Here is a 25,153-nt window from a genome sequence, read left to right on the forward strand (position 1 = left end):
TATGAAAAGATATATCACATTATTGTTTTTTGGTGTCATGAACATTTTAGTCGCCGCCGGATGCAGCAGCGATGACAAAGGTTCGGATAAACCGACAGAACCAGAAACAATTCAGCCTGTTGCGATTGAAAAAACAAATAGTACCAAAATTTATGTGCATTACATGCCCTGGTTTGAAACCAATGAAAGTAGTGCCGATAAAAAATGGGGATATCACTGGACAATGGCAAACAAAAATCCGAATACGATAGGAGCAAACAATCGTCGGGAAATTGCATCTTATTATTATCCTTTAATTGGCCCGTATCATTCAGGTGATAAAAATGTGATTGAAAATCATTTATTATTGATGAAATATTCAGGAATTGATGGTGTTTTGATCGATTGGTATGGCACTTATGATGTTAATGATTACAGAATGGTAAAAGAAAATACAGAACAGCTAATTGCCATTTTAGACAAAGTAGGGCTGGAATATGCAATTGTTTACGAAGACAGAGTAACTACAAATGTTGTTAATGCCGGAAAAGCAATTTCTGTTACGAGCGCAGCCAAAACCGATTTAGCTTATATGGAGAAAAATTATTTTTCTGATGCCAATTACATCAAAGTAAACGGGAAGCCATTGTTATTGAACTTTGGACCAATTGTATTGCAAACGCCTGCAGAATGGACCAATATTTTTGGTACACTGACTACAAAACCTACTTTTTTAACGCTGTGGGATCAATCTGTTGAAGCTGGTGCGAATGCATCCGGTGAATATGCCTGGGTATATAAAAATAGTACCTATTTGACTAATTTTTATACCAACACAAAACCAAAACTTTCTGTGGCGATGGGAGGAGCTTATCCTGGTTTTAAAGATTTTTACGCCGAAGGTGGGGGGGGTGCTGCTATCGGTTGGACAATTGAACACAATAATGGAGCTACTTTGGACGAGACGCTTGCATTAGCTAAAAATGCCAATTTAAATTACCTGCAACTGATCACATGGAATGACTTTGGAGAAGGAACGATGTTCGAACCGACAGTAGAATTTGGATATACTTACATTGAAAAAGTGAAAACCTTCGCAGGTGTCAAAAATACCGAATCTGTTTTTCCGGATATTAGCAAAATGTACAATCTGCGAGTAGAAAAGAAAGGCAATACCGATGTCCAGAAAAAACTAGATCGGGCCTTTAATTATTTTGTTTCGATGCAGCCTGCAAAAGCGAAACAATTAATTAGTGAAATAAAATAAGAGTTGTAATTAATACAATTAAATAATGAAAAACATAAAATATAGCTACTGTCTGATCCTTTTTGCGTCAATATTGATTTACGCCTGCAGTGCCAGTACTAAAAAAACATACAAAATCAGCTCTCCGGGGAAAAATACCGATTTAGTTTTTGAATTAACTGCTTCAGGTCAGCCTCAATACAGTTTTACGGCTAATGGTAAATCGATTATTGAGCCTTCTTTAATGGGATTTGAATTTCAGGGAATCCAAAAAATGACAGAAGGTTTTGAAGTAGTTTCCACCGAAGAAAAAACTTCAGATGAAACTTGGGAACAGCCTTGGGGAGAATTCAAAAAAGTGAGAGATCATCACAATGAATTGATTGTTCATTTAAAAGAATCAAAAGGGGAAGAGCGTTTGGTTGATATCATTTTCAGGGTTTTTGATGATGGAGTAGGTTTCAGATATTTTTTTCCGAAACAGCCTCATTTAGGAAAAGTGAAAATTTCGAATGAAGTTACTGAGTTCACTTTTAAGTCTGATAATGATGTTTGGTGGATTCCGGTGCATCGCGAAAATAGCTATTACGAAAGCACGTATCGCAAAACGCCAATAAGTAAAACGGATACAATTAATACTCCGGCTACTTTTGAAACCAAAGAGAAATTGTATGTAGCGATTCATGAAGCCAATTTGACTGATTTTGCATCAATGACACTTTTAAAAACAAGCGACAAACAATACAAAAGTGATTTGGTGCCGTGGGCAGATGGCGTAAAAGTATATGCTGAAACGCCTTTTCAAACGCCTTGGAGAACTATTGTAGTTGGAAACACACCAGGTGATGTTGCAACATCAACCATTATGCTGAATCTGAATGAACCTTCAAAAATTGAAGATCTTTCCTGGATTACGCCTTCAAAATACATTGGAATTTGGTGGGGAATGCATTTGGAAAAATTCACTTGGGGACAAGGGCCAAAACACGGAGCCACAACTAAGAATACAAAAGAATATATTGATTTTGCTGCGAAAAACGATTTTGACGGCGTTCTGGTAGAAGGCTGGAACGAGGGCTGGGATGGCGACTGGACAGCCGATGGTTCTGCCTTTAGTTTTGTAAAAGCGTATCCTGATTTTAATTTGGAAGAAATAACTAAATATGCTGCTATCAAAAATGTTCGTTTAATCGGGCATCACGAAACGGCAGGAGCTACCAAAAACTATGAAAGTCAATTGGAAGATGCTTTTAAATTGTATCAGAAAATGGGTGTGAATTCGGTTAAAACAGGTTATGTCAACAAATATTTAGATAAAAAAGAATGGCACGATAGCCAATACGGAGCGCGCCATTACAGAAAAGTAATCGAAACGGCGGCGAAGTATCATATTATGATTGACAACCACGAGCCAATGAAAGGAACCGGAATTCAACGTACGTATCCAAATTTTATGTCTCAGGAGGGCGGAAGAGGTCAGGAATACAACGCATGGTCTGTAGATGGCGGAAATACGCCGGAACATTTAACGACTTTACCTTTTACAAGAATGTTATCAGGACCGTTTGATTATACACCTGGGAATTTCAATTTTGATTATAAAACGCCATCTGGAGCAAGAGTACAAACGACTTTGGCAAATCAATTGGCATTGTATGTTATTATTTTCAGTCCGTTACAAATGGCTTCAGATTTACCTGAAAATTATGTTGGAAAACCGGAATTTCAATTCATAAAAGACGTTCCGTGTACCTGGTCGTATACTAAAGTTTTAGATTCTAAAATTGGAGAATACACAACCATTGCTCGTAAAGACTGGGATGAGAAAAACTGGTATTTAGGATCGATTACAAACAAAGATGCAAGAGAGCTTAAAGTGCAATTGTCATTTTTAGATGCAGGTAAAGAATACGAAGCTGAAATTTATGCCGATGGAGCGGGAGCGAATTACAAAACCAATCCGTATCCGGTGACGATTTCTAAGCAAAAAGTAAATAGTAAAACAGTATTAGATATTAAACTCGCAGCTGGCGGAGGAACAGCTATAAAATTCTCTCCAATACAGAAATAATTGAGTTAGTTTAAGTTAAGTTTAAGTTTGGCAATGAACCCGATATCTTTTTAGAAGATGTCGGGTTTGTTATTTGTTTCAAGTTTCAAGTTTCAAGTTTCAAGTTTCAAGTTTCAGGTTTCAGGTTTCAGGTTTCAGGTTTCAGGTTGCAGGCTAGACGGGTGATTATACCGCAAAGTTCGCTAAGTTTTTTATCAACAGTATGCTCAGAAAACAAAAAGTTCGCAAAGCTAGATCAACTCAACGCTTTGCGAACTTTTCGCTTTTATAAAATCACACAGTAAAAAAAACTTAGCGAACTTTGCGGTAAAATTTATGCTCAAAGTCAAGCAACCTGAAACTTGAAACCTGAAACTTGAAACAAAAAAATTAGTGTTTATAAAGTTTAACATGATTTCCAAAAGAGTAGGTAGCGGTTAAAGTTGGACCGTTGTATCCCCATTTAAAGTATCCGTTAAGTCTTTCTTTTTCGACATCAACTCTAATATTTAAACCAGTATAACCGGCAGTCAAACTAAAATTTTTGTAGACATTATATAAAACAGATATGTTATAACTTAATATTCTACCGTCGATATCGTTAATTTTTAGGGCGAAATAATTTGTATTTACATAAAGTCCCCATTTTTTTGCTAAAACAACTTCTGCCCAAAGTCCAAGGTCAGGCAGTGGTGCTGTAAAGTCAAAATTATCTTTATATTCAGCTTGTAAATTTTCTCCTTCAACTTTTAAACCAACATCGCCAAATAAAACATGCGCTCCAATAAGGGCTCCAATTTCATATTTTGGCTTTGATATAAAGGCATATCCATAATATATACGAGCGATTTGACTGTCCTGAAATGCAGAAATAGTTGTGTTTACATTGTATGTATTATCACCAAATTGGATATCTCTTTCCAGTTTCTTAGTTGAGGTTCTTTTTAGATAGAAAAACTCACTTCCAAGTCGTGATCTTCTGGAGATTCTCCACTCAAAACTACCAGCAAATGATGTAGTAGTTTTATTAAATCCCAAATCTTTTTCAAAATCAATAAGGCTTCCAGAGTTACCATTGTTTGTACCTACTTGTACCTCTGCACTATTTGTGGGAAAAAAAACACCAGCGTTAAATTTAAAACGTCTTGCATGCCATGGCAGATCTTCAGGATCGTAATCCTGAGGTTTGTCAGAATCATTTTGTACGGCAGATAAAGTATTCTCGGTAGCGATTTCAGCAGTAGTTTGAGCATTTGCTGAAAACCAAAAAAGGGAAATAATCAATAAAGAAAATAATTTTTTCATGAGATTTATTTTTAAGTTTTGGTGGATAGTTTTAACAATTAAAGTTAACAAAAAAAATCATGCAATTCGTTTTTTTGCTTTTATTATTTGATTAATTCCTTTGATAGTCAGTTAACTATAGGTTTTGTTAAAATTAGTTGACATGTCACTCTTTTTTGTAATTTTGCATCATGATAGACAAAAATTCAAATTCAGAACCATTTGGTAAAGCTTTTAGTGCTGAAATTGCGGACAGTTTTTTATTTCAGATTCACCGAATAAAAAAGGCTCTTTTTCGTCGTACAAATGCTTTAATGAGCGAAGCCGGAATTACGTTGCAGTTAGAACAATTGCCGCTAATCATGATTTTACAGCATAAAGATTTGTCTCAAAGAGAACTTTCAGATAAGACTATGCGTGATAAATCCTCGATTTTAAGAAGTATTAATGCTTTAGAAAAAAAGAGTTTGCTGGAGGTGCGAAAAGATAAAACTGACAAACGAAAAAATGTAGTAAGCCTTACAGAAGAAGGAATTGTACTGGCTAAAACTATTCGAACATTAATGAAAAAATCAGAAGATGAGGTACTTTCTGTCTTTACAGCAAAAGAAAGAGTTGAAGCTTTGGAAACCATTAGAAATTATGCGGATAGATTAGATCAGACTTAATTTTTTTTGAAGAATAAAGGTTGATATGTCAACTTTTGGTGAGTATAGAATAAAGAGTAAAGAAGAAAGAAAAGGATGTCGTTTATTCTATAGATTTTTAGAGATTTCTTAAATAAAAAATCTTTTTGATCTGTGTAATCAGTGGCAGAGAAAACAAATTATAAAATAGAAAATGAATAAAAAAGAATTATTAGAAGGACCGATATTGTCTTCATTATTAAAATTAGCGGTGCCTATTATGATTGCCAATCTTTTACAGGCTGCTTATCAATTGGTTGATGCTTTTTGGGTGGGGCGTTTGGGTGGAGATGCTGTTGCGGCGGTGTCGGTAAGTACGCCGGTTATATTTTTAACGATTGCTTTAGGAACAGGTCTTGCCATTGCAGGTTCGATTTTGATTGCGCAATATTTTGGAGCTGGACAACAGGAAATGGTCAATCATGTGGCCGCGCAAACCTTGCTGATGGTTATTACAGTTTCGGTTGTTTTATCGATTGTTGGCTATTGGCTGAGTCCTTACTTTTTGAAGGTACTGAATGTTACACCGCAAGTTTATAGTGACGCATTAGGTTTTATGCGTGTCGCTTTTATTGGCTTGGTTTTTAGTTTTAGTTTTATGATTTTTCAATCGGTGATGCGTGGGGTTGGTCGTGTAACTTTACCGGTTTATATTGTTTTGGGAACTGTTATTCTGAATTTTGCACTGGATCCGTTGTTTATTTTTGGATGGAATTTTATTCCGGCAATGGGTGTAAAAGGTGCTGCTTTAGCAACTTTATCAACTCAAAGTTTAGCAATTGTCATTGGTTTTTTCATTTTATTTAGAGGAAAACATGGAATTCACTTGCAACTAAAAGACTTTAAACCGGATTATAAACACATCAAAAAAGCTTTTAAAATAGGTTTTCCATCTTCAATAGAGCAATCTATGCGTGCTATTGGTATGATGGCAATTACTTTTTTGATTGTACATTTTGGTACAACAACGGTTGCTTCGTACGGAGCAGGTTCTAATTTAATTCAGCTGATTTTGATTCCGGCGTTAGGACTTTCTATGGCTATCGCAACCTTGGTAGGTCAAAATATTGGTGCTGGAAATATTGCCCGCGCTGCTCAAATTGGAAAATTAGGTGGTTATCTAGGTTTTGGTTTGCTTAGCGGACTTGGGGTTATAGCCTACGCTTTTGCTCCCTATTTAATTGCCTTTTTTGTTCCAAATGATTCCGCAGTGATCGAAGGAGGAACTCAATTATTAAGAATTACGTGTCTTTCATGGGGATTTCTTGGTTTGCAGCTTTGTTTAATGGGCGTTTTCAGAGCGGTTGGAAATACAACGCTGCCAATGATTTTGACTCTGGTTTCGCAGTGGGTGATTCAGTTTCCGTTAGCTTATATTTTATCGCATAATACTTCACTTGGTAAAGTCGGAATTTGGTGGGCTTTTCCTATTTCATCTGTTGTTACGGGATTAATCACGTTAGTTATTTATGCTAAAGGAGATTGGAAAAAAGAACGCTTAACCGGAAAAACGAATAAGTTGATTGATAAGGTGGAGAAAGAGATTGTGAAGGAAGGATTTGAGAGTGTGAAGTGAAAAAGGTTCTAAGATGCTAAGATTCTGAGGTTTTTTTTGAGAGGTTCAAAGGAACAAAGGGGCATAGGTTCAGAGGTTTTTTTGTGAAGGTTCTGAGGTTCTGAGCTGCTGAGGTTCTAAGTTTTTTGAATAGGCTCCAGCTTTAGCTGGAGTTTGTAATAGATGGTAGTGAAGGGCTTTAGCCAAATTAATTATAAGATATTAACGTAGAGGCGCACAGCAGTGCGTCTCTTATTTATTATTTAAAAATGCCTCGAAATTTATAAATCTATAATTGTTCTTATTAAAACCGGATTGCGTGAGGGATAGGAGGAAGCTACCGAAGTAGCGTGGATAGCCCGACAGCTTTTAAGAAAAGGCCCAATGAACGCAAAGTTGATTGGGCCTTTTCTTAAAAGGTGGCACGTCAAAAATATCAATATCAATATCAATGTCAATATCAATGTCAATATCAAATTTCAATATCAAATTTCAATTAGGAAAATTAATAATGACAATAGCTAATATTCAAATTACTCCTGAGTTACTTTTTATTGAAATTGATTTTTGCAATTGTCATTGATTTTTGCAATTGTTTAAACTCTATTATAATCGGCTTTCCAGTGTACTATGGCTTTTTTTATGGAGTCTCCTGGAAGGCTGTTTTTTATGGCATCTTCCAGAAGGGGAAGGAATTCATCATCGGGTGCGAATCTTAGGGCGAATAATTGATCGTCGGTTAATTTGTATTCGAATTCTTCTAGTCTTTTTCCGGTTAAGGTGAAATAACGATAGCGAAGCTCTAGTCTTACGATTCGGTTTTGCAAAATTAAGGCGTAATGTTGTCGCAACATAAAGGCAAGACAAAACAGGAATATAAAACCGACGCTTATAAAGGACCAAATTAACGCCTGATCTGTCGTGCATGCAAAGTAAATGCTAGCAATGAGAAAGATTGTTAAAATGGGATAATAAACAAAATGATGGGGAGTGTAAAAACGTATGTGGTTGTAATAGGTTTGAATCTTCATAGTTTTTTGGATTTAGGTTTAAAGTTAAAAAAAGAAAAGCTATCCTATGAATAGAATAGCTTTTTTTTCAAAATAAACTAACATAACCAATGTTTCTTATATTTAAACCCGAAAGATTTGCTTTGGGGTTTTCTTAGTGTTATCTGTATTTCTCAAAAAGCCGCAATTTCATGTAAATCAGTTTCAATGGCTTTATTTCGTTGAGGTAAAATTAGGTTAATTGTAAACGTTTCTTGTTATATTTTAAGAGGATATTGTTATATGATTTCAACTTAATGGTTAATTGTGAATTTTTAAAAAGAAGCAAGAAGCAAGAAGGAAGATGCAAGACTTTGTGGTTACTGCTTAAAGCTTAAAGCTTATTGCTTAATGCTTAATGCTTTTTCCCATTCTTCTAGTTTTGAATTGAATGATTTTCCTGCGTTGGCGGGGCTTGTTGAGGGTAATGTAATTAAGTGATAGTCTTTTTTTAGGTGGACGTATTTTTTGAAAAATGCTGCAGCTTTTTGGCCGTTGAAGAGGATCGTTTTGATGTTTGGATGTTCTGCCAGGAATGTTTCGAAATCATTGGCTATTTCATTTTTTATGGCGCTGTCGAGACTCCCTATGCGATCACAGAATTGCAGTACATCCCATAAGGCAATGTTGTTTTTTTGTAAAAGTGCTTTTCTGGTTTGATAGTCGTTTGAGAAATCTTCTTTTAGAATATTAAACATAAACTTCCAGAAATTATTCTGATTATGTCCGTAATACTGATTCAGTTCTAACGATTTTGTTCCGGGCATTGTGCCTAAAATCAAAATGTTAGCGTCTTGCGAAGTGATGGGGGCGAATGAAAAACTTTTCATGTTCTTATTTAGATGTTATCGGAAATTATAAATGTTAAAATAATCATTTATAAGTAATTATAAAACAATTTAGAAAAATTATATAACAAGTTTAGGGGTTTGGTAAACGAACTTTGGCGTTATAGATTTCCTGGTATTCAGCCACTTTATGAATTCCTTCTTTATTGAAAGCTATAATGTTGAATCTCAATTTTAATTACACGCAAAATGAAAACAGTTACTATTAATACAGAAAAAATTGACGCTATTTTTGAACAGTTACACTCTAATTTTGGAGGAAAGGTAACGTCTGATTTAGATGAATTTACTTTAGAAGTTAATAATAGTACTGCAAGAGGATCTATTATTGGGGCTTCTTTCAATGACAATATTTCATATGTACAATTTGACATGAATTTTGCTGTTGATGTTCGAATCGATATTACGAATGTACAAACATCACCAATATATTTTGCCTATTGCTCGCAAGGAAGTTTATCGCATAGTTTTGGCGTTTCGGGAGAGGAGAGAAGATTTAAAACTTTTCAAACCGCCATTGCTACCTCAAAAGTAAGCCAGGATAATGTTTTGTTTTTTGAGAAAGAAAAGAACACGAAGTTTACCTTGATTATTGTAGGAACTGAAGCTGATAATCAACTTTATGCTTTGGACAATTCTTTGAGTGATAAAGTAAAAGAAACGTTTTTCGAAAGTAGTAACGATGAAGATTTCTTTTATCTGGGTTCTTACAACCTTCAGATTGCTGAAAAAATTGAACAGCTAAATGCCGTAACTCAAACCGGAATTGTTAGAAAATTACTGAAAGAAGGTATCTTGAGAATTATTTTGGCAATGGAAATTCAACAACATACAGACGATTTGAATGCTTTCTCTAAAGATACAAATTGCTTGACTTTAAGAGAAATGGAAGAAATAAAAGAACTTTCAGAATTCATAAAAAATTCTCCTGAAGAGCCTTTTACCATTAAATCATTGAGCAAGAAATCAGGTTTGTCTCCAAATAAATTACAGGAAGGTTTCAAAATGATTCACAACCGCACGGTTAACGATTATATCACGCATATGAGAGTTCTAAAAGCTGAGCTTTTAATTAGAACTTCAGACCTAAATATCTCAGAAATAGTATACTGCATTGGTTTTACAAGCAGAAGTTACTTTTCAAAAATCTTTAAACAAAAATTTAATTGTAGTCCTAAGGAATATAAATTTAATTTGAATCCTTTAGCTATTACTGCGTAATTGCAGGTTCAAAGTTGCAGAGGTTTTGTTTATAGGTTTTTAGTTTTATTTAGGAGCTATTTCCTGCTGTCCTTCCAAATCTTTTGTGCCGAACCCCGGCACAAAAGGATTTTCCCTCCCATCAGGGCTAGGCACTCATTTTCATAAGAATGAGCAAAGCGAAAAAAAGACCTTTGTTCCTTTGAACCTCTGCCACTTTGAACCTAATTCACCTCCCAAACCTGTAATACTCCAAATCCTTATTTTTCTTATTATTAATTGAATCCAAAATAGAGTTCATTCCTAAAACACTAAAGGTGATTCCGTTGCCACCAAAGCCTAAAACATAATGTTCGTTTTTATCCGGATTTGGTTTTCCGAAATAAGGAAGCCCGTCCTTTGTTTCTCCAAAAGTTCCAGCCCAGGAATAATCAATTTTGAAATTAATATCGGGAAATTTTTTCTGGAATTGTCTTAAAAGCATTTGCTCTTTTTTCGGCAATAATTTATCTCTTCTTTTTGGATCCTTAAATTCCTCGTCGCCGCCTCCCATAATAATGCGGTTATCTTCGGTAATACGAAAATAAAAATAAGGTTCAGCTGTATCCCAGAAAATAACGTTTTTAAAAGAGTTTGGTACTTCAGGCAAAGCTTCGGAAGCAATGACGTATGTACTTTTAAGATCTACCACCTTTTCGGTAAGCGTTTCGGTACTTTCATAACCGCTGCAATGTATAATGTGATTTGCGGTAATAAGATGTCTGTTTTCTGTATGGGCAATTAGCTTTCTCTTTTGATTTTGTATAGAAGTAATATTCGTTCGGTCAAAAATCTGCATGCCTTTTTGAACACAATAATGAAGCAAATCATTTGCCAAACGGTACGGATCCATAACGGCAGCGGTATTGGATTCTATCGCGGCCATGGCGTTTAACCCCATTTTTTTTAAATCTGATTTTTCGAGCCAGTTAACATTAAAGCCGTGCTGTTTTCTGGTTTTGAATTCATGCTTTAAAAAGGGAATATCTTTTTTGAAGGAGCAATAATAAATGCTCTTTTTGAATTCAAATTGGCAATCGCTTTTTATTGTTTCTATGATAGTTCTCAAATCAAAAATAGCTTGTTTACCATTTTTATAACTGTCAACAGCGCAATCTAAACCTCTTAATTTGATAAGTTCATGCAACGAAACATCGATTTCGTATTGTAATAATGCGGTACTCGCAGCCGTACTTCCGTTACAGATGTCACGACGATCTACAAGGATAACTTTTTTACCTTCATTTATTAATTTATAGGCAATAAGGGCGCCTGTTATTCCGCCACCAATAATTAAAATTTCAGTATTTAAATCATCATCAATCGACGGATAACTGTATCTCATAGCGCTTTTTAAAGGCCAGAACGTTTCTGTTGATCGAAGTTTCATTTCTTAGAGGTTTTTTTTGCAGCTTTAGCAGATTTTGTAGGTGAAACAGTTTTTCTGGTGGATTTTTGTTGGCTTCTGTTTTTGTCTTTACGCTCGTGTTGTTCATGTGCCTCTGCGATAGAATGTGAAGTTCTGATACTCTCATCTTTCTTAGCCAATTCGCTTAGTCTTTGATAATATTTCTGAACGATAATCATTTCTTCTTCGGTCATACTTTCTATATCAACTAAACTATTGCTTGAATATTCATTTGAAGCAATCAATTCATTTAATTTTAATTGAATGGCAAGCGAATCTTTATTTTGCGCTTTCTGAATTAAAAAAACCATAAGAAAGGTAATAATCGTTGTTCCGGTATTAATTACCAATTGCCAGGTTTCAGAATAATCGAAAATTGGACCTGATACTGCCCAGACAACAACTATTATAAAGGCACCTATAAATGCTGGAGTACTTCCCGCTGCTTTTGAAACACGGGTTGCAAATTTTTCGAAGGCACTATTGCCCTTAGGTTTTTTATTTTCCATTTTGGTTTAACTTTTTCGTTTGCTTACTTTTTCTTCCCGAACGACTTTATTATTTTTTTCGTCGTAAATAGCATCGTATATTTTTTGACCGGTTTTACTGAAAATTTTTATTTTAGGATCTTCATGTGTTCCGGTAATAACTATCGGAAAACCAATAAGGCCACCCGGTGGTAATCCTAATCGCATTCTCAAATCTAATAGTCCGTCAAAACTTGTTGTACCTTTTATAGTCGGTCTAAAACTCGATACGCTAAAGGTAAAAGGCTCAATATGAATTAAATTATTATCGATGGTCGACTTGATTTCAATTCCTTTCATATCCGGATTATTTAAACCTTTTTGTCCTGTTTGCGAACTAATTCCGTCAAATAATTTTAATCCCTTAACCTGAACATCACGCAAATTTATAGTTCCGCCTCCTTCGAGCGATGCATAAATCGGGCTCATATTTCCGTCTAAATCTCCTTTAACAGTATAATCAACAGAAATAATTCCCTCCGCTTTTTCGGCAGCCGTTACCATATCATGAAACATCGGAATTTCTTTGTAGGCTCTTTGTACGCTAAAATCTTTGGCTGTGAAATGTGCATCAAAGTGCGCCGAAGTTGGTGTTTCGTCTTTATAAGTAGCGTCAACTCCTAAAATGCAATCGATAATATTAAAAGTGGTATTTTCTAAAAAGAAACCTCCTTTTGCAATTCCAACTTTACCTGAAAGCTTATTTAAAACCAATCCGTTATATTCGACCTTATCTGCATTTGCAGTAAGTGCCACATTCAAGTTTTTCGGAATAATAACAACTCCGCTCATTTTTGGATGATCTTCCTTGGCATATTCCACTTCAAGATTTCGGTCTGTATTTTCGCCTTTTTCAAGCGCCATAAATTCATCAACATTAATCAGTTTTGATCTCATGTTGAAATTCCCGTTTAAAGTTCCATGCGATTCTAAAAAGTAATTTATGGTATTCAGAAGATATCCGTTAATATCAAAATCAGATTTTCCATAAGAAGCATAGAATTTTTCAAACCACATTTTCTCGTTCTGAAAACGGAAATTTCCTTGTTTGATAAAGAAAGCTTTTGGAAATAATTCTGACGTTGCTTTGATATTTCTCAACAAGAGAGTTCCTCGATTATCAAGTTTATCGTATTGCCCCGTAGTTGCATAACTTTGTCTTCCTTTCAAGGAAAGATCTGCTTTTGCATAACCCGTTACATCGAGACCTTTCTGAGAAAATACCTGATAGATTCGGCCAACATTCAATTCGCCTTTTATTTTGGCATTATAAGCAAGATCACCATAATCAGAAAGAGTAGCATTTACATACATCGGATTGCCTTCAAAAACAAAAGATGCTGGCGCCACGGCTACAATTAAATCCTGAAAAGTTCCGGCTTTGTTTAGTACATTCGCGACAAACGTAATATCAGTAATAGGGTTAGGATAGGAGTCGGTTTTTAGCCAGCCCTCACGCAAAGAAATTCCTCCGATTGTTTTTGGAAATAATTTTTTTGACATACTAAAAAGGCCTCTGGCTTTAATGTCTGTTTTTAAAATCCCTCTTAAATCAATTGTGTTTAAACCAATTGCAGCATCAACAACTGCTAAATCTAATGCTCCTTTTACGCTGGCGTCGACCGTCATTTCACTAAGTCCTTTGCTGCGTAAATAAGCATTGAAATAATCTTTTTCGCCCACTTTAAATTTTAAAGTTCTCAAATTGATTATCAATTTTTCAGGATCAAGCTCTGGCAACAGCGCATTCAAATCCATATTAAAATCCGTCAACGGAACCGGTGCATTTTGGTAATTGATGGCACCTTGATCAATTTTAAGATTGAAGGCTAAATTTGGTTTTTGTTTCCTAGCGACATTATAATTTCCTTTAAAAGTAAAAAGTAAATCGCTTCGGCCTGAAATCTCTGTTTCGTCTAACCAGGTCAAATATTCCGGTGGCATAACAGACAGCAAATCTTTTACGGTAGTATTTTCCGAAGCGGCTTTGATATTAATTTTATAACCATCTCTCAAAATGGTAAATAAACCGGTAAATTTTAAAGGTAATTTGTTGATTTGCAATTCGTTTTTTTGAAGAATAAACGAAAGCGCATTGGTATTAATTCTGGTAATTAAATCGGCGTGGACTTTTTTTCTTCTCACATAACCGGTTCGGTCGTAATAAAAATCTAGTTTATCAATGTCAGCATCGGTGCTTAAGTCGAAAATATCTTCGCTCAGATTTCCTTTTCCGACATAATTGAAACCATTGGCATCTACCAGAATTTTAGCCGAACGATCATTGTATTTTACGTGGCAATCTTTAAGATCAATTCGTTCTAATCGAATTGCAGTTCCTTCTTCCGGTTGATCTTCTTTTTTTATGTTTTTAGGATCAGAAATATAAATGTTATAGTTGGCTTGTCCTTTTTGATTGACCATCACATTAATCATCGCTTTAGAAACGTACAGTTTATTGATTTTTACTTCATTGTCAAAAATCAATCTTTTCAAATTAATACCAAATGCAACTTGTTCTGCTTTAATTAAAGTATCATTTCTAAAGGGCGCTGAGCCTGTCATCGACAAATCATCCAGTGAAACAGTTAATGACGGAAAATGCGTAAAAAATGACAATCTGGATTTCGAAAAATCCATTTTAGTATCCAGACGTTCGTTGGCAATTTTCTTTACTTCGGCTGCGACTTGTCCTGGAAATAGTAACGGAATTAAAAACAATAATAGCAAGATACTTGCTATTACTATTCCCGTTATTTTCAGGATTTTCAGGCTTATATTTTTATAGGAGGCTTTCATGACATTTTATTCAAAGTTTATGATTTAGCTTTTTCGGCCGCTTTTTTAGCGTCTTCTTCTTTTTGCTTTTCTTCTTTAGCTTTTTCTTCCTTAGCTTTTTCCTCTTTTTCTTTTGCTTCTTTCTCTTTTGCTTCTTTTTCTTTAGCGGCTTTTTCAGCTTGCTCTTCTTTTTTTTCTTTCGCTTCTTCGGCTTGTTTTTCTTTTTGTTTCTCTTTTTTCTTGAAGTAGCCTTTAAATAAGAAATTGCTTTTTGCCGCTTCCATATTTTCACTAAATCCTTTTGTACCGGATTCTAAGTTAGACAGCGTATTTGAAACACTGGCTGCCATTTTATCGTCACGGACCAATCTTGCCAAAGCACCGTTTCCGTTATTCATACTGTGACTGAAAATGGCTAACTCTTCAGAAATAACGCCTACGTTATCCATACTTTTTTTAACACTTTTCATAATGTCATTCATCTCGATACCCTGCATAGAAGCCAACTGCCCTCCATTTTCAACCTCTTTTGTAGATTTTACTCCGGGAGAAATGGTTAAGACTTTATCGCCCATTAATCCATCAGAACCAATACTGGTACGGGCATCTGTTTTGATAAATTCGCGGACTTCATCTTTTATGACCATTGAAACGACAACGGATGAATCGTTTATCAACCTGATTTCTTCGACCGTTCCGATATTAATTCCTGAAAAACGTACATTGTTTCCAACCTCCAGACCACTCACGTTTTTAAATTGTGAGGTAATGTTGAATGTTGAACCAAAAAGGTTTTTTTGTTTTCCAATAAAGTAAACTGCCAATATAAAAAGCAGCGAGCCTATTGTTACAAACATTCCTAATTTCCAAGTATATCCAGATTGCTTCTCCATGATTTCTAATAGTTTATTTTTTTGGTTATTCGAAAAAAGAACGAACCCATTCGTCCTCGTCTTTTTCTAGTTCTTCGTATGTTCCTTCAGCGTGTATCTTTCCGTCTTTCAAAACCATAATGCGGTCGGCGGTAAGTTTTGCACAAGCCATATCGTGTGTAATAATGATAGATGTCGTTTTTTGCTTGTGTTTGATGTCTAATATTAATTCGCTGATTTCTCTTGATGTAATCGTATCCAGACCTGTTGTAGGCTCATCGTATAAGATAATTTCAGGCTTTAAGATTAAGGTTCTGGCAAGGCCAATCCTTTTCTGCATTCCTCCTGATAATTCTGATGGCATTTTATCTATGGCATCGGCCAATCCTACATTATCCAAAGCTTCTATTACTTCACTTTCGATTTCTTCAGCAGTCAATTCACTTTTGTGTTTTCTTAAAGTAAAGGCCAGATTTTCCCTAACCGACATCGAATCGTATAAAGCGCCGCTTTGGAATAAAAACCCAATGCGGACTCTGATTTCATTTAAATCTTTTTTACTCAGGTTTAATACATTTTCATTAAAGACTTTAATTTCCCCTTTATCAGGCTCAATCAAACCTACGATACATTTGATCGTAACTGATTTTCCTGAACCGGAACGTCCCAGAATCACTAAATCCTCACCTTTGTTTACGGTCAGATTCACGCCTTGCAGGACCTTATTGTCTTTACCAAAAGTCTTATGCAAATCCTTGATTTCAATCATAGGGGTTTTGCTTTTTTCTTTTGTTGCCTTGGTTTTTGGTTCTATATTTTCTTTCTCTTTAATCATTGTACAAAAAATAAATCGGTTATTTGAACTGCGACCATATCTAAAATAAAAATGGCTAAAGATGCCGTAACTACTGCTGAATTTGCGGCTCTACCAACACTTTCTGTTCCGTTTGCAGCATTAAATCCTTTATAACATCCAATCATTCCGATAAAAAATCCGAAGAAAAATGTTTTGATTGTGGCTGGAAATAAATCTAAAAACTCAAGTGACTGAAAGATTTGCGTCATATAACGGTAAAGATTTACATCACCATGAATATTAACACCAATATAACCGCCCAGAATTCCGATTGCATCAGCAAAAAAAACTAATAACGGAACCATTAACGTACAGGCTAATATTCTTGTTACTACCAAATAATTGTATGGATTAATTGCCGAAACTTCCATCGCATCGATTTGCTCTGTTACCTTCATTGAACCTAATTCGGCTCCAATTCCAGACGAGATTTTCCCCGCGCAGATCAATGCAGTAATTACCGGCGCAATTTCTCTTATCAGCGAAAGCGCAACCATTCCCGGTAACCAGGATTCAGCTCCAAATTTGACTAATGTTGGTCTAGATTGCAGTGTTAGTACCAATCCCATTATAAATCCTGTTATGGCAACCAAGGGTAGTGATTTATAACCAATGATATAACATTGTTTCAAGAGCTCTTTGGCCTCATAAGGAGGGACAAAAACTTCCTTAAAAAACTGCTTTGCAAACAAGGTTGCATTTCCTATTTCGGTGAATGTATTTCGTAAAGTGAGAATCATAAATGTTCTAGTTTTTGTTTGAAACCCTTTATAAATCAGCTTTTTGTAAAATTGACTATGTCTTGATTTTCAAGTAATAAAGTTATTTTATAACCAAACAAAATACATTACACAACTTTGTAGGAACTTTATATAATTAACATTGAGCAGCACAATAATTAAAAAGAAACGACGTTAGCGGATCATTATAAAAACAAAAAATCCCTCTTTCGAAAAAAAGGGATTTCCTGGGTTATAGCGTTTTGGCCAGTTTTATTATCGCTATTATAGTTAAGAGTTAATTGCTACACCTGAATTTGATTTCATTAATGGAATAACTTTAGTGTCAGATGATTTAAGGTTTTCCATTATTAAGCGGGATGTTAAGTAACACACTGTTGATTCTGCACCCTGATTTAGATTTACGTTTTCTTTTTCCAATCCGTCATAACCTCCGCCACTTACCGGATTATACATAATTTGATTCAGGTGATTTTTTCCTAAGAACCAGTTAAAGGCCATCTTCATTTTATGTTTGTATTCTGGTGTTCCAAAAGCATCGTAAAACGAATTAAGCGTATGAATTGTATAAGCAACATCAATAGGTTGTTCTCCATATTCTTTTGGTTCTTCACCTCTGTGCAGCCATCCATTGTTAGATATTACTTTGAAATTTTTATCTACGAACATTTTCGACATTAAGAAATCCAGTGAATCCATGGCTACTTTTTTGTAGATTGGTTTGTTGGTTACCAGATAAGCAAACAACATAGATTCTGGTAAAATACCATTTCCGTACGTCATATAATTTTCAAACCATTTCCAATCACTTGAAGCGTGAATTTCGTAGTTAGAAAGTAATTTTGCATTCAGTTTATTGATAATTGCTGCAACATATAAATTTGGAACAGCGGTATGATATAAATAAAGTCCTTTTGTTGCAAAACCAATAGAACGTGGTGACTGAATAGTTTCTGCCCATTTTAAAGAATTCAATAAAACTTTTGATGCTTTTTTAGAAATTGATTCTGGTAAAATATCACTCATTGAAACCACAGTTCCTAATGCCCATAAACCTCTTGCATTTGAATCTTCCAGGTTAACTTCGGCATTTTGCTCAATATGTTCTCTGTTTTCCTGATCGACATAATTGATAAAATTCCCTTTTGGTTTTTGACAACGCTCAATGAAATCCAAATAAATTAAAATATAGGGTAAATCATCTTTGTCTTTTGTCAATTTGTAATGCATACAAAAAGCAATAAGCGCACGTGCATTATCATCTAATGTATAACCTGATTCAAGATCCGGAATCGAGATTTTACTGAATTGTATAATTCCTAAATCAGTAGTCAGTTTTTTAATGTGTCTTAACTGAATTGAAGGATAAGTGAATTTAATTTCATCTGTATTATCCATTAGGGTTTTATAGGTGTTCATGTGCGTGATCGCTACATTTTCCCAAGATGAGGCACGCATTTTTGTAAACGCATTAATTCCCATCTCTTCTCTTAATTTATCGTCAGCAAGTAACTTTATTGTTTGCTCGGCAAATTGATTCACATCTCCGATATCAACCAGAATTCCACAGTCAGAAGTTAAAACTTCTAAAGTATGCGGGATTTTGGAAGCCACCATAGGACAAGCACAACTCATTGCGTAAGAGAAAGTGCCACTTACTGCCTGATTAGGGTCTTTTGAAGTAAACAAATAAACATCAGTTGCTTTCAGATAATCCAACAGTTCATTAGTATCAAGATATTGATTTATAAAACGTACATTATCTTTTAAATTTAAATCTTCAACAATACCTTCCAATTTATCGCGGTATGCATCAACGCCATCCTTAATTAAATTTGGATGTGTTTTTCCAATAATTAAATATAGAACGTTTGGTTCTTTTTCTATAATTTTTGGCAAAGCCTGAAGTCCGGTTTCAATGTTTTTTCCTTCACCCAATAGTCCAAAAGTAGAAAGCACTTTTCTGTCTTGAAATCCAAATTTCTCTTTTGCCTGATGCGGTGCTTCATATATCACAATGTGCGTTCCGTGTGGTACCAAACTAATTATTTCGTCAGCTATATCGTAATCTCTCATCAAAATTTCTTTTGATTGATTGGTCATTACGAAAACTGAGTTGCTGTAACTCAACAATAATTTTACAAAGGTTTTCAATTCGTTATTCGGATTTTGAATAACAGAATGAAAAGTATAAGTAAGCGGTTTTTTAATTACGTTTAAAAAGTCTAGCAAATAATCGCCATAATTTCCTCCAAACAAGCCAAATTCATGTTGAATATGAACCAATTTTACCGATTTGTCATTATTGATTTGTTCGGCAACTTTAGCATATTCGGCTTTATCTTTTGTGTTTAAGGTAAAAGCCTGTGTTGGTTTTGCTTTTGGCTCATTGACCAATTCGCAAATTTCACAAGTTACTGATTTGCCAAAAACATCTGTAATTCCTTTAATGGTATCCTGCGTGTAAGTAGCTATTCCACATTGCGTTGGTGGAAATGTTGATAGGAAGACTATTTTCGATTTATTTGATATCGTTTTCATGGAGATTCTGTTTTAGTTCCGTTAATAAGTCGTTTAGGTTCAAAGAAGCCACCGCAATCTTGTCATCGGCGGCACCGTAATAAATATATAAAAGGTCATCAAAAATGGCTGTTCCTGTTGGGAAAACCACATAATTTACATAACCATGTCGTTCGTAATGTTCTGCAGGCGTAATAATTGGTTTTGACAATCTGCCTATAACTTTCTGTGGATTTTCAAGGTCTAATAATGCTGCAGAAGCATGATAAACCAATCCTTTTTCTCTTTTTTCTGCTGAATGATAAATCAATAACCATCCGTCTTTGGTTTCGATAGGTGGTGCACCCGGCCCAATATGACTTGTTTCATGATCGTATTCTGGTTCCATCACAATATGGTCAGGCAGGTTTTTTAAATAATCTTTCCAATATTCCGGAGTCAAGTCTCGTTTTTTCTCATAAGCGAAAATTTGAATCGATGGAAATAAGCGATGTAAACCCACAAATTTTCCATTTATTTTCTTTGGAAACAGCACTACATTTTTATCCCAAACCAATAAATGTTCTTTCATTGTTACTGTTAACGGATAATTTCTAGCAGTATTAACAGCCAATATTTTTGCAATACTTGGATTTTGTAAATGATTTTTTATCAGATTACTGAAATCATGCAAAATGAACTTAGGCGTAATAATTCCTTTCTTTTTAAATTTTGTCAAATCCTTTGAAGTCGCCAGAGCCCCACTAGTATTGATACCATCATAGGTAACATATGTCATATAAAATTTATCATCAATTTTAGTAATTCGCGGATCTTCGACACCGTGAATTTCATAAATATATTCAGGTTCAAAAATGGGCTCTTTATGTCTTTCTGCTAAAGTTGTAGGACCTTCAAAACGACAATACCCAATAGTTGAAAAATTACCTTTCTTAGCAGCTCTGTAAAACATGTGAACGGTATTTCCATCCTGATAAATAGCAGGATTTAAAACCCCTAATTCTTCAAAAGCACGATCTGTCTTTTCTAAGATCACGCCGTGTTTTGTAGCCATTAAAGTTTCCGTTGCTGCTAATTCCATATGTTTCCATTTATTTGATAAAATTACTTTACGAATAGAGGCATAATTAATCCAATCGATCAAAAAATTGACTCAAAAGGATTGATGTGGGAATTATGTAATAAGAAGAGGGGGATTATAAAATTAATGTAAAAAACTGGTTTATAAGGTGTTGACGTGATAAATTAACGTTAACGTTGAATCATTTTATGCTATTAACAAAAAAGCGAAACCAGATTATTAGTTTCGCTTTTTTTAGGCATTAAAAGTTCTATTTATGTAAGTTTTAAGTTTCAGGTTTGAAAGTTTCAGGTTTTCAAGTTTCAAGTTGAATCTGTTAATCCGACTGAAAACTTCTAACGATGGTAAGAGTAATGTTTTTTAGTAATAAAGGCAATCGGAATTCCGATGAAGAATATTAAAATCAGAATGGATAAAATCAAAGGGAAATCCAGATGTTTTTCCGGAAGGACTGGAAATACTGTTGGCAAAACCACGAGATTCATTATGATCCAGACAAAAATTCCATAGAAAATACCCGATAATAAAGTATTCTTTTTAATAAAAGTGAAATAGGGATAAATGGTGAAATAAAACCAGGCAAAAGTCAAGGCTATAAAATAATGTAATAATAAACCATATAAGGCCATTTGTGAACCACCGGAATAAGCATCTTTTTTAAATATTCCCGAAGCAATAGATTGCAGGATTTTAATGGCAGTTGTTTTTTGCAGGACAACGGCATAAACTATAATAGCTGCAAGCATGTCTAGAGTGCCGGCAATTAAACCAGATAAAAATATTGTTCCGCTTTTTGATCTCATATAATAATTTTGTGGTTTGGTTTGGAAAGTTTTGGTTTTAAGCTTTGTTCAATATTTTATAAATTTCATTCAATTGATGAGTATGTCTTTGTGTATGAATTAGCGCAAAGGAAATCCATTCCAGAATAGTAAAATATTCATAACCTGGAAGTTTAGAATCAAGACAAGTCAATGTTAAATCATGGATTGCTGATAATGTCAATAAATCAGCTTCTCTATTGAGCAGTGCTAAAGTTTGCTCCTTTTTATCATAATCGATGATTTCAGGTAGTAGAAAATCCGGAGATTCCATTTTTATATCATAGTTCAAAAATAGTGCTTTCAAATCTTTGATGTATAAATCAGGTTCTCTATTCGTTTTTTCTGTTTTCCCTAAAAATAAGGCGGCATAACCAGAACTGGCCTTTAGAATATGTTGCGTGGTTTGTCCGGCTGTCCAGCTTCCTTCATATGGAACCTTATTTAGGTCGGTTTCAGAAAACTTAGAATGGATTTCGCTTAAATTTTTGAATGTTTCGACAATGTTGGTTTGAAGAGTTGTTTTCATCTTTTTGATTTAAATTGTGAATTCATTTACTGATGTGATCCACCAGACATTTCCGAAAGGATCTGTTACGCCACAAGTTCGGCCATATTCCTGATCACTTAATCCCATCAATTCTGTTGCGCCTTCTTCAAGTGCTTTTTTGAAACTTTCATCAGCATTAGGTACATAAACAAATAAATTTGCCGTTTGTGGTTTCCAGTCACTAGTGGTGTCCGCAAACATAATAGTACTACCGTGAATGCTAATTTCAGCATGCAATGCAGTTCCGTCGTCACGTAATTGAGGAGCGTGTAAAACAGTAGCATTAAAAACGTTTTTTGTGAAGTCGATAAACTTTAATGCGCCAGCTAAAATTAAATACGGCATTACGGTTTGATGATTTTTAGGAATATTCATTTGGTATGATTTGATGATTAGTGATTACCCAAATTTACAATTTTAAATTAAATAATTAAAAACCAAATGATTATGTTTTTATTACAAAAGCACTTCACAGTGATAACCGTACGAATCAAGAAGTTCGATGATTTTTTTATGTGAAATGGAAGCACCATGAATACGCAGGATTTTATCACAATCTTCCAGATCAAAATTGATAGCACTGTTTGGAAAATCCTCAAGAAGTTTCCCCACAATCAAAATAGATTGCTCGACTTCATGAACATTTGTTTTGAAAACTTCTATCATTGCTTAAAAGTTTATAACGCAATATTTTTATAGCGCTCGATTTTATGATAATAATGATATGAAATAGCCAAAATCACTAAAAAGATTAGCGGGAAGAAAGACTGAAAATTAACTCCGTCTACAGCGAAATGGCTTATAGAAGCAAATATAAAGTCAAAACCAAATCCGGCATAAGCCCATTCTTTTACATTCTTAGGAATTGAAGGAATCACCAAAATTAAAACTCCTAGTATTTTAAATACAACTAAAGCATTTCCAAAATATTCAGGATAGCCTAAATGTCTGATTCCTTCTTTAGCCAATTCAGTCTGAGAAGTTAGTGCAGGCATAACACCTTCAAACAAGAAAATAATAGTTGTAGTAATCCAGAAAATAATCTTTGCTTTTTTCATGTTGTTTTTGTTTTAAATAGTTATCAGTTAATTATTTATACAAATCTACTAATGTTATTTTTCTTACGGAATAGTTATTTACGACTATTTTAGGGGCATTTGGGACAGAATTTGGGATTTTAGATTTTAGAGTGTTGATTTTAGATTTTGAGAAGGAGAGGATAGAGGAAAGAAGCAAGAGAATCGAACATAGAACATAGAAAATAGAATATAGAGGAAAGAAGCAAGAAATCTGCTAAATCTGCAGAATCTGCGAGAGGTTTTTTAAATAAAGTAACCACAAAGATTTGTCACCCTGAGGAACGAAGGGTCACAAAAGAAACTCCACAATCAAAATCGCCAATCTTTGTCGAGCTACTCGCGGGGATCCCTCGTACCTCGGGATGACAAAAATGAGCATAATGAAATATATAAAAAAAATCCGCAACAATCCGTGTTTTCGCTTGCGAATCCGCGTCATCTGCGTTCAAAAAGCTTCGTGCCTTAGTGCCTTCGTGGCAAAAAAAAACGCTGCAAAACCTAAGTCTCACAGCGTCATCTCAAATAAATAATTAAAACGGGTATTATCTCCAACCACCGCCCAATGCACGATATAACTCGGTATTGGCAGAAAGTTGTGCTCTTTTTATATCAGCTAATTCCAATTCGCTTTGCAATAAACTTGCTTGCGCAGAAAGTACTTCAAGGTATTCGGCCATTCCGTTTTTGAATAACAAATTGGCATTTTTAATCGCTTGTTGCAACGTTTTTACACGTTCTTGCAAGAAAGCTTCTTGTTGTTGTAATTTTTCAACAGCAACCAAAGCATCAGCAACTTCACTAACAGCTACCAAAACAGACTGTCTGAAATTAATCACAGCTTTTTCTCTTTCAACAACAGCGATATTATATTCTGTTTTTACTCTTTTATTGTTGAATAAAGGTTGTGTTAAACCTCCTGCAACAGTACCGAATAAAGAAGCCGGAATAGTAAACCAGTTACTCGTTTCGAATGAATTCACACCACCTTGCGCCGTAATTCTCAAGGCTGGATAGAAATCTGCTTTTGTGATTCCAACATTCGCGTTAGCTACTTTTAAAGCCAATTCGGCGCTTTTTACATCAGGTCTTCTACTTACTAATGAAGACGGAATTCCGACAGCAGCGTTGTTTTTTACAGCAATAGTACTCAAACGAATCGTTCTTTCTTTTGAATCCGGAAAAGATCCTGTCAGTACGCTCAAAGCATTTTCCTGGATCGCAATGTTTTGCTCCAATAACGGAATCAATTGCGCTGAGTTTAATTTCTGCGCTTCCGATTGCTGAATTGCTAATGAAGTTACCTGACCAGCATCATATTTTAGTTTGATGATACTAGTTGTACTGTCATTTAGTTTCAGGGTTTGTTTGGCAATTTCCAATTGTGCATCCAACATCAAAAGATTGTAATATCCTTTAGAGACATCGGCAACAATAGTGGTCTGCAACGCTTTTTTTACTTCTTCAGACTGAAGATATTCAGCATAAGCCCCTTTTTTCTGATTTTTGATTTTACCCCAAATATCAGCTTCCCATGAAAGTGTTGCTCCGGCTGTGAAATCATTAATATGGTTTTGACCCAAAGCCTGTCCAAGGTTTTTTCCTGTAAAACTATTGTCTGACGGATTGCTTGTGCTGGCATTAACACCCAAATTAATCTGAGGAACATTGTTCCATTTTGATTGTGTAAATCGGTATTGTGCAATTTCGATGTTTTTAGTAGCGATTTGTAAATCGTTATTTCTGATCACTGCTTCATCGATTAGCTTGATAATATCTTTTTCTGTAAAGAAGTTTTTCCACTCCAAATCGGCAATACTCGTCGTATCTTTTGAAACCGATGCATTCCTGAAATTCTCAGGAAGTGCATCTTTTGGAGTTTCAATATCCTTCGAAACAGAACAGGATATCAATGTGGTGATCAAAATAGCGACCATCACGATTTTGGTTATATACTTTTTCATTTTATATTTTGTCATTAAATTTCT

At 34.8% G+C, this 25,153-nt stretch carries 22 protein-coding genes; 5 read left to right on the forward strand and 17 right to left on the reverse strand.

Translation table 11 applies throughout. From position 1 onward, the window contains the following. Position 1 precedes the first annotated feature (1 nt). Entirely contained in the window at positions 2 to 1,246 is a 1,245-nt protein-coding gene (locus IRZ99_RS13940) for a glycoside hydrolase family 71/99-like protein (protein WP_194657846.1), read from the forward strand. A 25-nt stretch (positions 1,247 to 1,271) separates the two neighbouring features. Further along, on the forward strand, positions 1,272 to 3,296 hold the full coding sequence (locus IRZ99_RS13945) for a glycoside hydrolase family 97 protein (protein WP_194657847.1): 2,025 nt from the start codon (positions 1,272 to 1,274) through the stop codon (positions 3,294 to 3,296). Between the two features lie 369 nt (positions 3,297 to 3,665). Here the strand turns inward: IRZ99_RS13945 and IRZ99_RS13950 are convergent, their stop codons facing one another. Further along, entirely contained in the window at positions 3,666 to 4,580 is a 915-nt protein-coding gene (locus IRZ99_RS13950; RefSeq protein ID WP_194657848.1) for a hypothetical protein, read from the reverse strand. A gap of 170 nt (positions 4,581 to 4,750) precedes the next feature. Here IRZ99_RS13950 and IRZ99_RS13955 point away from each other — a divergent pair, with 170 nt between their 5' ends. Further along, complete coding sequence (locus tag IRZ99_RS13955; RefSeq protein WP_194657849.1) at positions 4,751 to 5,227, forward strand: MarR family winged helix-turn-helix transcriptional regulator; 477 nt, start codon at positions 4,751 to 4,753, stop codon at positions 5,225 to 5,227. Positions 5,228 to 5,399: 172 nt separating this feature from the next. Continuing rightward, positions 5,400 to 6,821, forward strand: coding sequence for an MATE family efflux transporter (locus IRZ99_RS13960; RefSeq protein ID WP_194657850.1), 1,422 nt, complete (start codon positions 5,400 to 5,402; stop codon positions 6,819 to 6,821). Between the two features lie 575 nt (positions 6,822 to 7,396). Here the strand turns inward: IRZ99_RS13960 and IRZ99_RS13965 are convergent. Continuing rightward, entirely contained in the window at positions 7,397 to 7,831 is a 435-nt protein-coding gene (locus IRZ99_RS13965) for a DUF6526 family protein (protein ID WP_194657851.1), read from the reverse strand. 359 nt (positions 7,832 to 8,190) lie between these two features. After that, the gene (locus IRZ99_RS13970) at positions 8,191 to 8,679 is read right to left on the reverse strand and encodes a DNA-deoxyinosine glycosylase (RefSeq protein ID WP_194657852.1); all 489 of its coding nucleotides are present in this window, start codon (positions 8,677 to 8,679) and stop codon (positions 8,191 to 8,193) included. Between the two features lie 207 nt (positions 8,680 to 8,886). Here IRZ99_RS13970 and IRZ99_RS13975 point away from each other — a divergent pair, with 207 nt between their 5' ends. Then, on the forward strand, positions 8,887 to 9,918 hold the full coding sequence (locus IRZ99_RS13975) for an AraC family transcriptional regulator (protein WP_194657853.1): 1,032 nt from the start codon (positions 8,887 to 8,889) through the stop codon (positions 9,916 to 9,918). 208 nt (positions 9,919 to 10,126) lie between these two features. Here IRZ99_RS13975 and IRZ99_RS13980 read toward each other — a convergent pair whose 3' ends face one another. The 14 genes from IRZ99_RS13980 to IRZ99_RS14045 all read right to left on the reverse strand — a co-directional run bounded on the left by IRZ99_RS13980 (position 10,127) and on the right by IRZ99_RS14045 (position 25,129). After that, positions 10,127 to 11,326 carry an FAD-binding oxidoreductase gene (locus tag IRZ99_RS13980; RefSeq protein ID WP_194657854.1) on the reverse strand — a complete coding sequence of 400 codons (1,200 nt, stop codon included), beginning with the start codon at positions 11,324 to 11,326 and terminating at the stop codon, positions 10,127 to 10,129. Further along, positions 11,323 to 11,853, reverse strand: coding sequence for a low affinity iron permease family protein (locus IRZ99_RS13985; RefSeq protein ID WP_194657855.1), 531 nt, complete (start codon positions 11,851 to 11,853; stop codon positions 11,323 to 11,325). Before IRZ99_RS13985 ends, IRZ99_RS13980 begins: the two co-directional genes overlap by 4 nt. A 6-nt stretch (positions 11,854 to 11,859) precedes the next feature. Next, the gene (locus IRZ99_RS13990) at positions 11,860 to 14,670 is read right to left on the reverse strand and encodes an AsmA family protein (RefSeq protein ID WP_194657856.1); all 2,811 of its coding nucleotides are present in this window, start codon (positions 14,668 to 14,670) and stop codon (positions 11,860 to 11,862) included. Between the two features lie 17 nt (positions 14,671 to 14,687). Beyond that, positions 14,688 to 15,542 carry an MlaD family protein gene (locus tag IRZ99_RS13995; protein ID WP_194657857.1) on the reverse strand — a complete coding sequence of 285 codons (855 nt, stop codon included), beginning with the start codon at positions 15,540 to 15,542 and terminating at the stop codon, positions 14,688 to 14,690. Positions 15,543 to 15,567: 25 nt separating this feature from the next. After that, positions 15,568 to 16,356, reverse strand: a complete 789-nt coding sequence (locus IRZ99_RS14000) for an ABC transporter ATP-binding protein (protein WP_194657858.1) — start codon at positions 16,354 to 16,356, stop codon at positions 15,568 to 15,570. Further along, positions 16,353 to 17,117: an ABC transporter permease gene (locus tag IRZ99_RS14005; RefSeq protein ID WP_194657859.1), complete on the reverse strand. Its 765-nt coding sequence runs from the start codon at positions 17,115 to 17,117 to the stop codon at positions 16,353 to 16,355. The genes IRZ99_RS14000 and IRZ99_RS14005 overlap by 4 nt, the downstream gene beginning before the upstream one ends. A 270-nt stretch (positions 17,118 to 17,387) precedes the next feature. Further along, entirely contained in the window at positions 17,388 to 19,658 is a 2,271-nt protein-coding gene (locus IRZ99_RS14010; protein WP_194657860.1) for a glycosyltransferase, read from the reverse strand. Next, positions 19,639 to 20,718, reverse strand: coding sequence for a pesticidal protein Cry7Aa (locus IRZ99_RS14015; RefSeq protein WP_228519090.1), 1,080 nt, complete (start codon positions 20,716 to 20,718; stop codon positions 19,639 to 19,641). Before IRZ99_RS14015 ends, IRZ99_RS14010 begins: the two co-directional genes overlap by 20 nt. Before the next feature lie 335 nt (positions 20,719 to 21,053). Next, positions 21,054 to 21,521 carry a DUF1440 domain-containing protein gene (locus IRZ99_RS14020; protein ID WP_194657861.1) on the reverse strand — a complete coding sequence of 156 codons (468 nt, stop codon included), beginning with the start codon at positions 21,519 to 21,521 and terminating at the stop codon, positions 21,054 to 21,056. 37 nt (positions 21,522 to 21,558) lie between these two features. Then, positions 21,559 to 22,068, reverse strand: a complete 510-nt coding sequence (locus IRZ99_RS14025; RefSeq protein WP_194657862.1) for a DinB family protein — start codon at positions 22,066 to 22,068, stop codon at positions 21,559 to 21,561. Between the two features lie 9 nt (positions 22,069 to 22,077). After that, positions 22,078 to 22,464 carry a VOC family protein gene (locus tag IRZ99_RS14030; protein ID WP_194657863.1) on the reverse strand — a complete coding sequence of 129 codons (387 nt, stop codon included), beginning with the start codon at positions 22,462 to 22,464 and terminating at the stop codon, positions 22,078 to 22,080. An 81-nt stretch (positions 22,465 to 22,545) separates the two neighbouring features. Beyond that, complete coding sequence (locus IRZ99_RS14035) at positions 22,546 to 22,755, reverse strand: hypothetical protein (RefSeq protein WP_194657864.1); 210 nt, start codon at positions 22,753 to 22,755, stop codon at positions 22,546 to 22,548. An 11-nt stretch (positions 22,756 to 22,766) separates the two neighbouring features. Next, complete coding sequence (locus IRZ99_RS14040; RefSeq protein ID WP_194657865.1) at positions 22,767 to 23,147, reverse strand: DoxX family protein; 381 nt, start codon at positions 23,145 to 23,147, stop codon at positions 22,767 to 22,769. Between the two features lie 563 nt (positions 23,148 to 23,710). Beyond that, positions 23,711 to 25,129, reverse strand: a complete 1,419-nt coding sequence (locus tag IRZ99_RS14045) for a TolC family protein (protein ID WP_194657866.1) — start codon at positions 25,127 to 25,129, stop codon at positions 23,711 to 23,713. Between the last annotated feature and the right edge of the window lie 24 nt (positions 25,130 to 25,153).

Origin of the sequence: Flavobacterium sp. LC2016-12 (genome assembly GCF_015351595.1) — a bacterium.
Lineage (GTDB): Bacteria > Bacteroidota > Bacteroidia > Flavobacteriales > Flavobacteriaceae > Flavobacterium.

Coding starts and splice junctions, on each gene's coding strand:
- IRZ99_RS14025 (WP_194657862.1), bottom strand. CDS start 22,068: ATGAAAACAACTCTTCAAACCAACATTGTCGAAACATTCAAAAATTTA.
- IRZ99_RS14035 (WP_194657864.1), bottom strand. CDS start 22,755: ATGATAGAAGTTTTCAAAACAAATGTTCATGAAGTCGAGCAATCTATT.
- IRZ99_RS14030 (WP_194657863.1), bottom strand. CDS start 22,464: ATGAATATTCCTAAAAATCATCAAACCGTAATGCCGTATTTAATTTTA.
- IRZ99_RS13950 (WP_194657848.1), bottom strand. CDS start 4,580: ATGAAAAAATTATTTTCTTTATTGATTATTTCCCTTTTTTGGTTTTCA.
- IRZ99_RS13965 (WP_194657851.1), bottom strand. CDS start 7,831: ATGAAGATTCAAACCTATTACAACCACATACGTTTTTACACTCCCCAT.
- IRZ99_RS13995 (WP_194657857.1), bottom strand. CDS start 15,542: ATGGAGAAGCAATCTGGATATACTTGGAAATTAGGAATGTTTGTAACA.
- IRZ99_RS14005 (WP_194657859.1), bottom strand. CDS start 17,117: ATGATTCTCACTTTACGAAATACATTCACCGAAATAGGAAATGCAACC.
- IRZ99_RS14015 (WP_228519090.1), bottom strand. CDS start 20,718: ATGGAATTAGCAGCAACGGAAACTTTAATGGCTACAAAACACGGCGTG.
- IRZ99_RS13970 (WP_194657852.1), bottom strand. CDS start 8,679: ATGAAAAGTTTTTCATTCGCCCCCATCACTTCGCAAGACGCTAACATT.
- IRZ99_RS13945 (WP_194657847.1), top strand. CDS start 1,272: ATGAAAAACATAAAATATAGCTACTGTCTGATCCTTTTTGCGTCAATA.
- IRZ99_RS13960 (WP_194657850.1), top strand. CDS start 5,400: ATGAATAAAAAAGAATTATTAGAAGGACCGATATTGTCTTCATTATTA.
- IRZ99_RS14045 (WP_194657866.1), bottom strand. CDS start 25,129: ATGAAAAAGTATATAACCAAAATCGTGATGGTCGCTATTTTGATCACC.
- IRZ99_RS14040 (WP_194657865.1), bottom strand. CDS start 23,147: ATGAAAAAAGCAAAGATTATTTTCTGGATTACTACAACTATTATTTTC.
- IRZ99_RS14010 (WP_194657860.1), bottom strand. CDS start 19,658: ATGAAAACGATATCAAATAAATCGAAAATAGTCTTCCTATCAACATTT.
- IRZ99_RS13990 (WP_194657856.1), bottom strand. CDS start 14,670: ATGAAAGCCTCCTATAAAAATATAAGCCTGAAAATCCTGAAAATAACG.
- IRZ99_RS14000 (WP_194657858.1), bottom strand. CDS start 16,356: ATGATTAAAGAGAAAGAAAATATAGAACCAAAAACCAAGGCAACAAAA.
- IRZ99_RS13940 (WP_194657846.1), top strand. CDS start 2: ATGAAAAGATATATCACATTATTGTTTTTTGGTGTCATGAACATTTTA.
- IRZ99_RS13975 (WP_194657853.1), top strand. CDS start 8,887: ATGAAAACAGTTACTATTAATACAGAAAAAATTGACGCTATTTTTGAA.
- IRZ99_RS13980 (WP_194657854.1), bottom strand. CDS start 11,326: ATGAAACTTCGATCAACAGAAACGTTCTGGCCTTTAAAAAGCGCTATG.
- IRZ99_RS13985 (WP_194657855.1), bottom strand. CDS start 11,853: ATGGAAAATAAAAAACCTAAGGGCAATAGTGCCTTCGAAAAATTTGCA.
- IRZ99_RS13955 (WP_194657849.1), top strand. CDS start 4,751: ATGATAGACAAAAATTCAAATTCAGAACCATTTGGTAAAGCTTTTAGT.
- IRZ99_RS14020 (WP_194657861.1), bottom strand. CDS start 21,521: ATGAGATCAAAAAGCGGAACAATATTTTTATCTGGTTTAATTGCCGGC.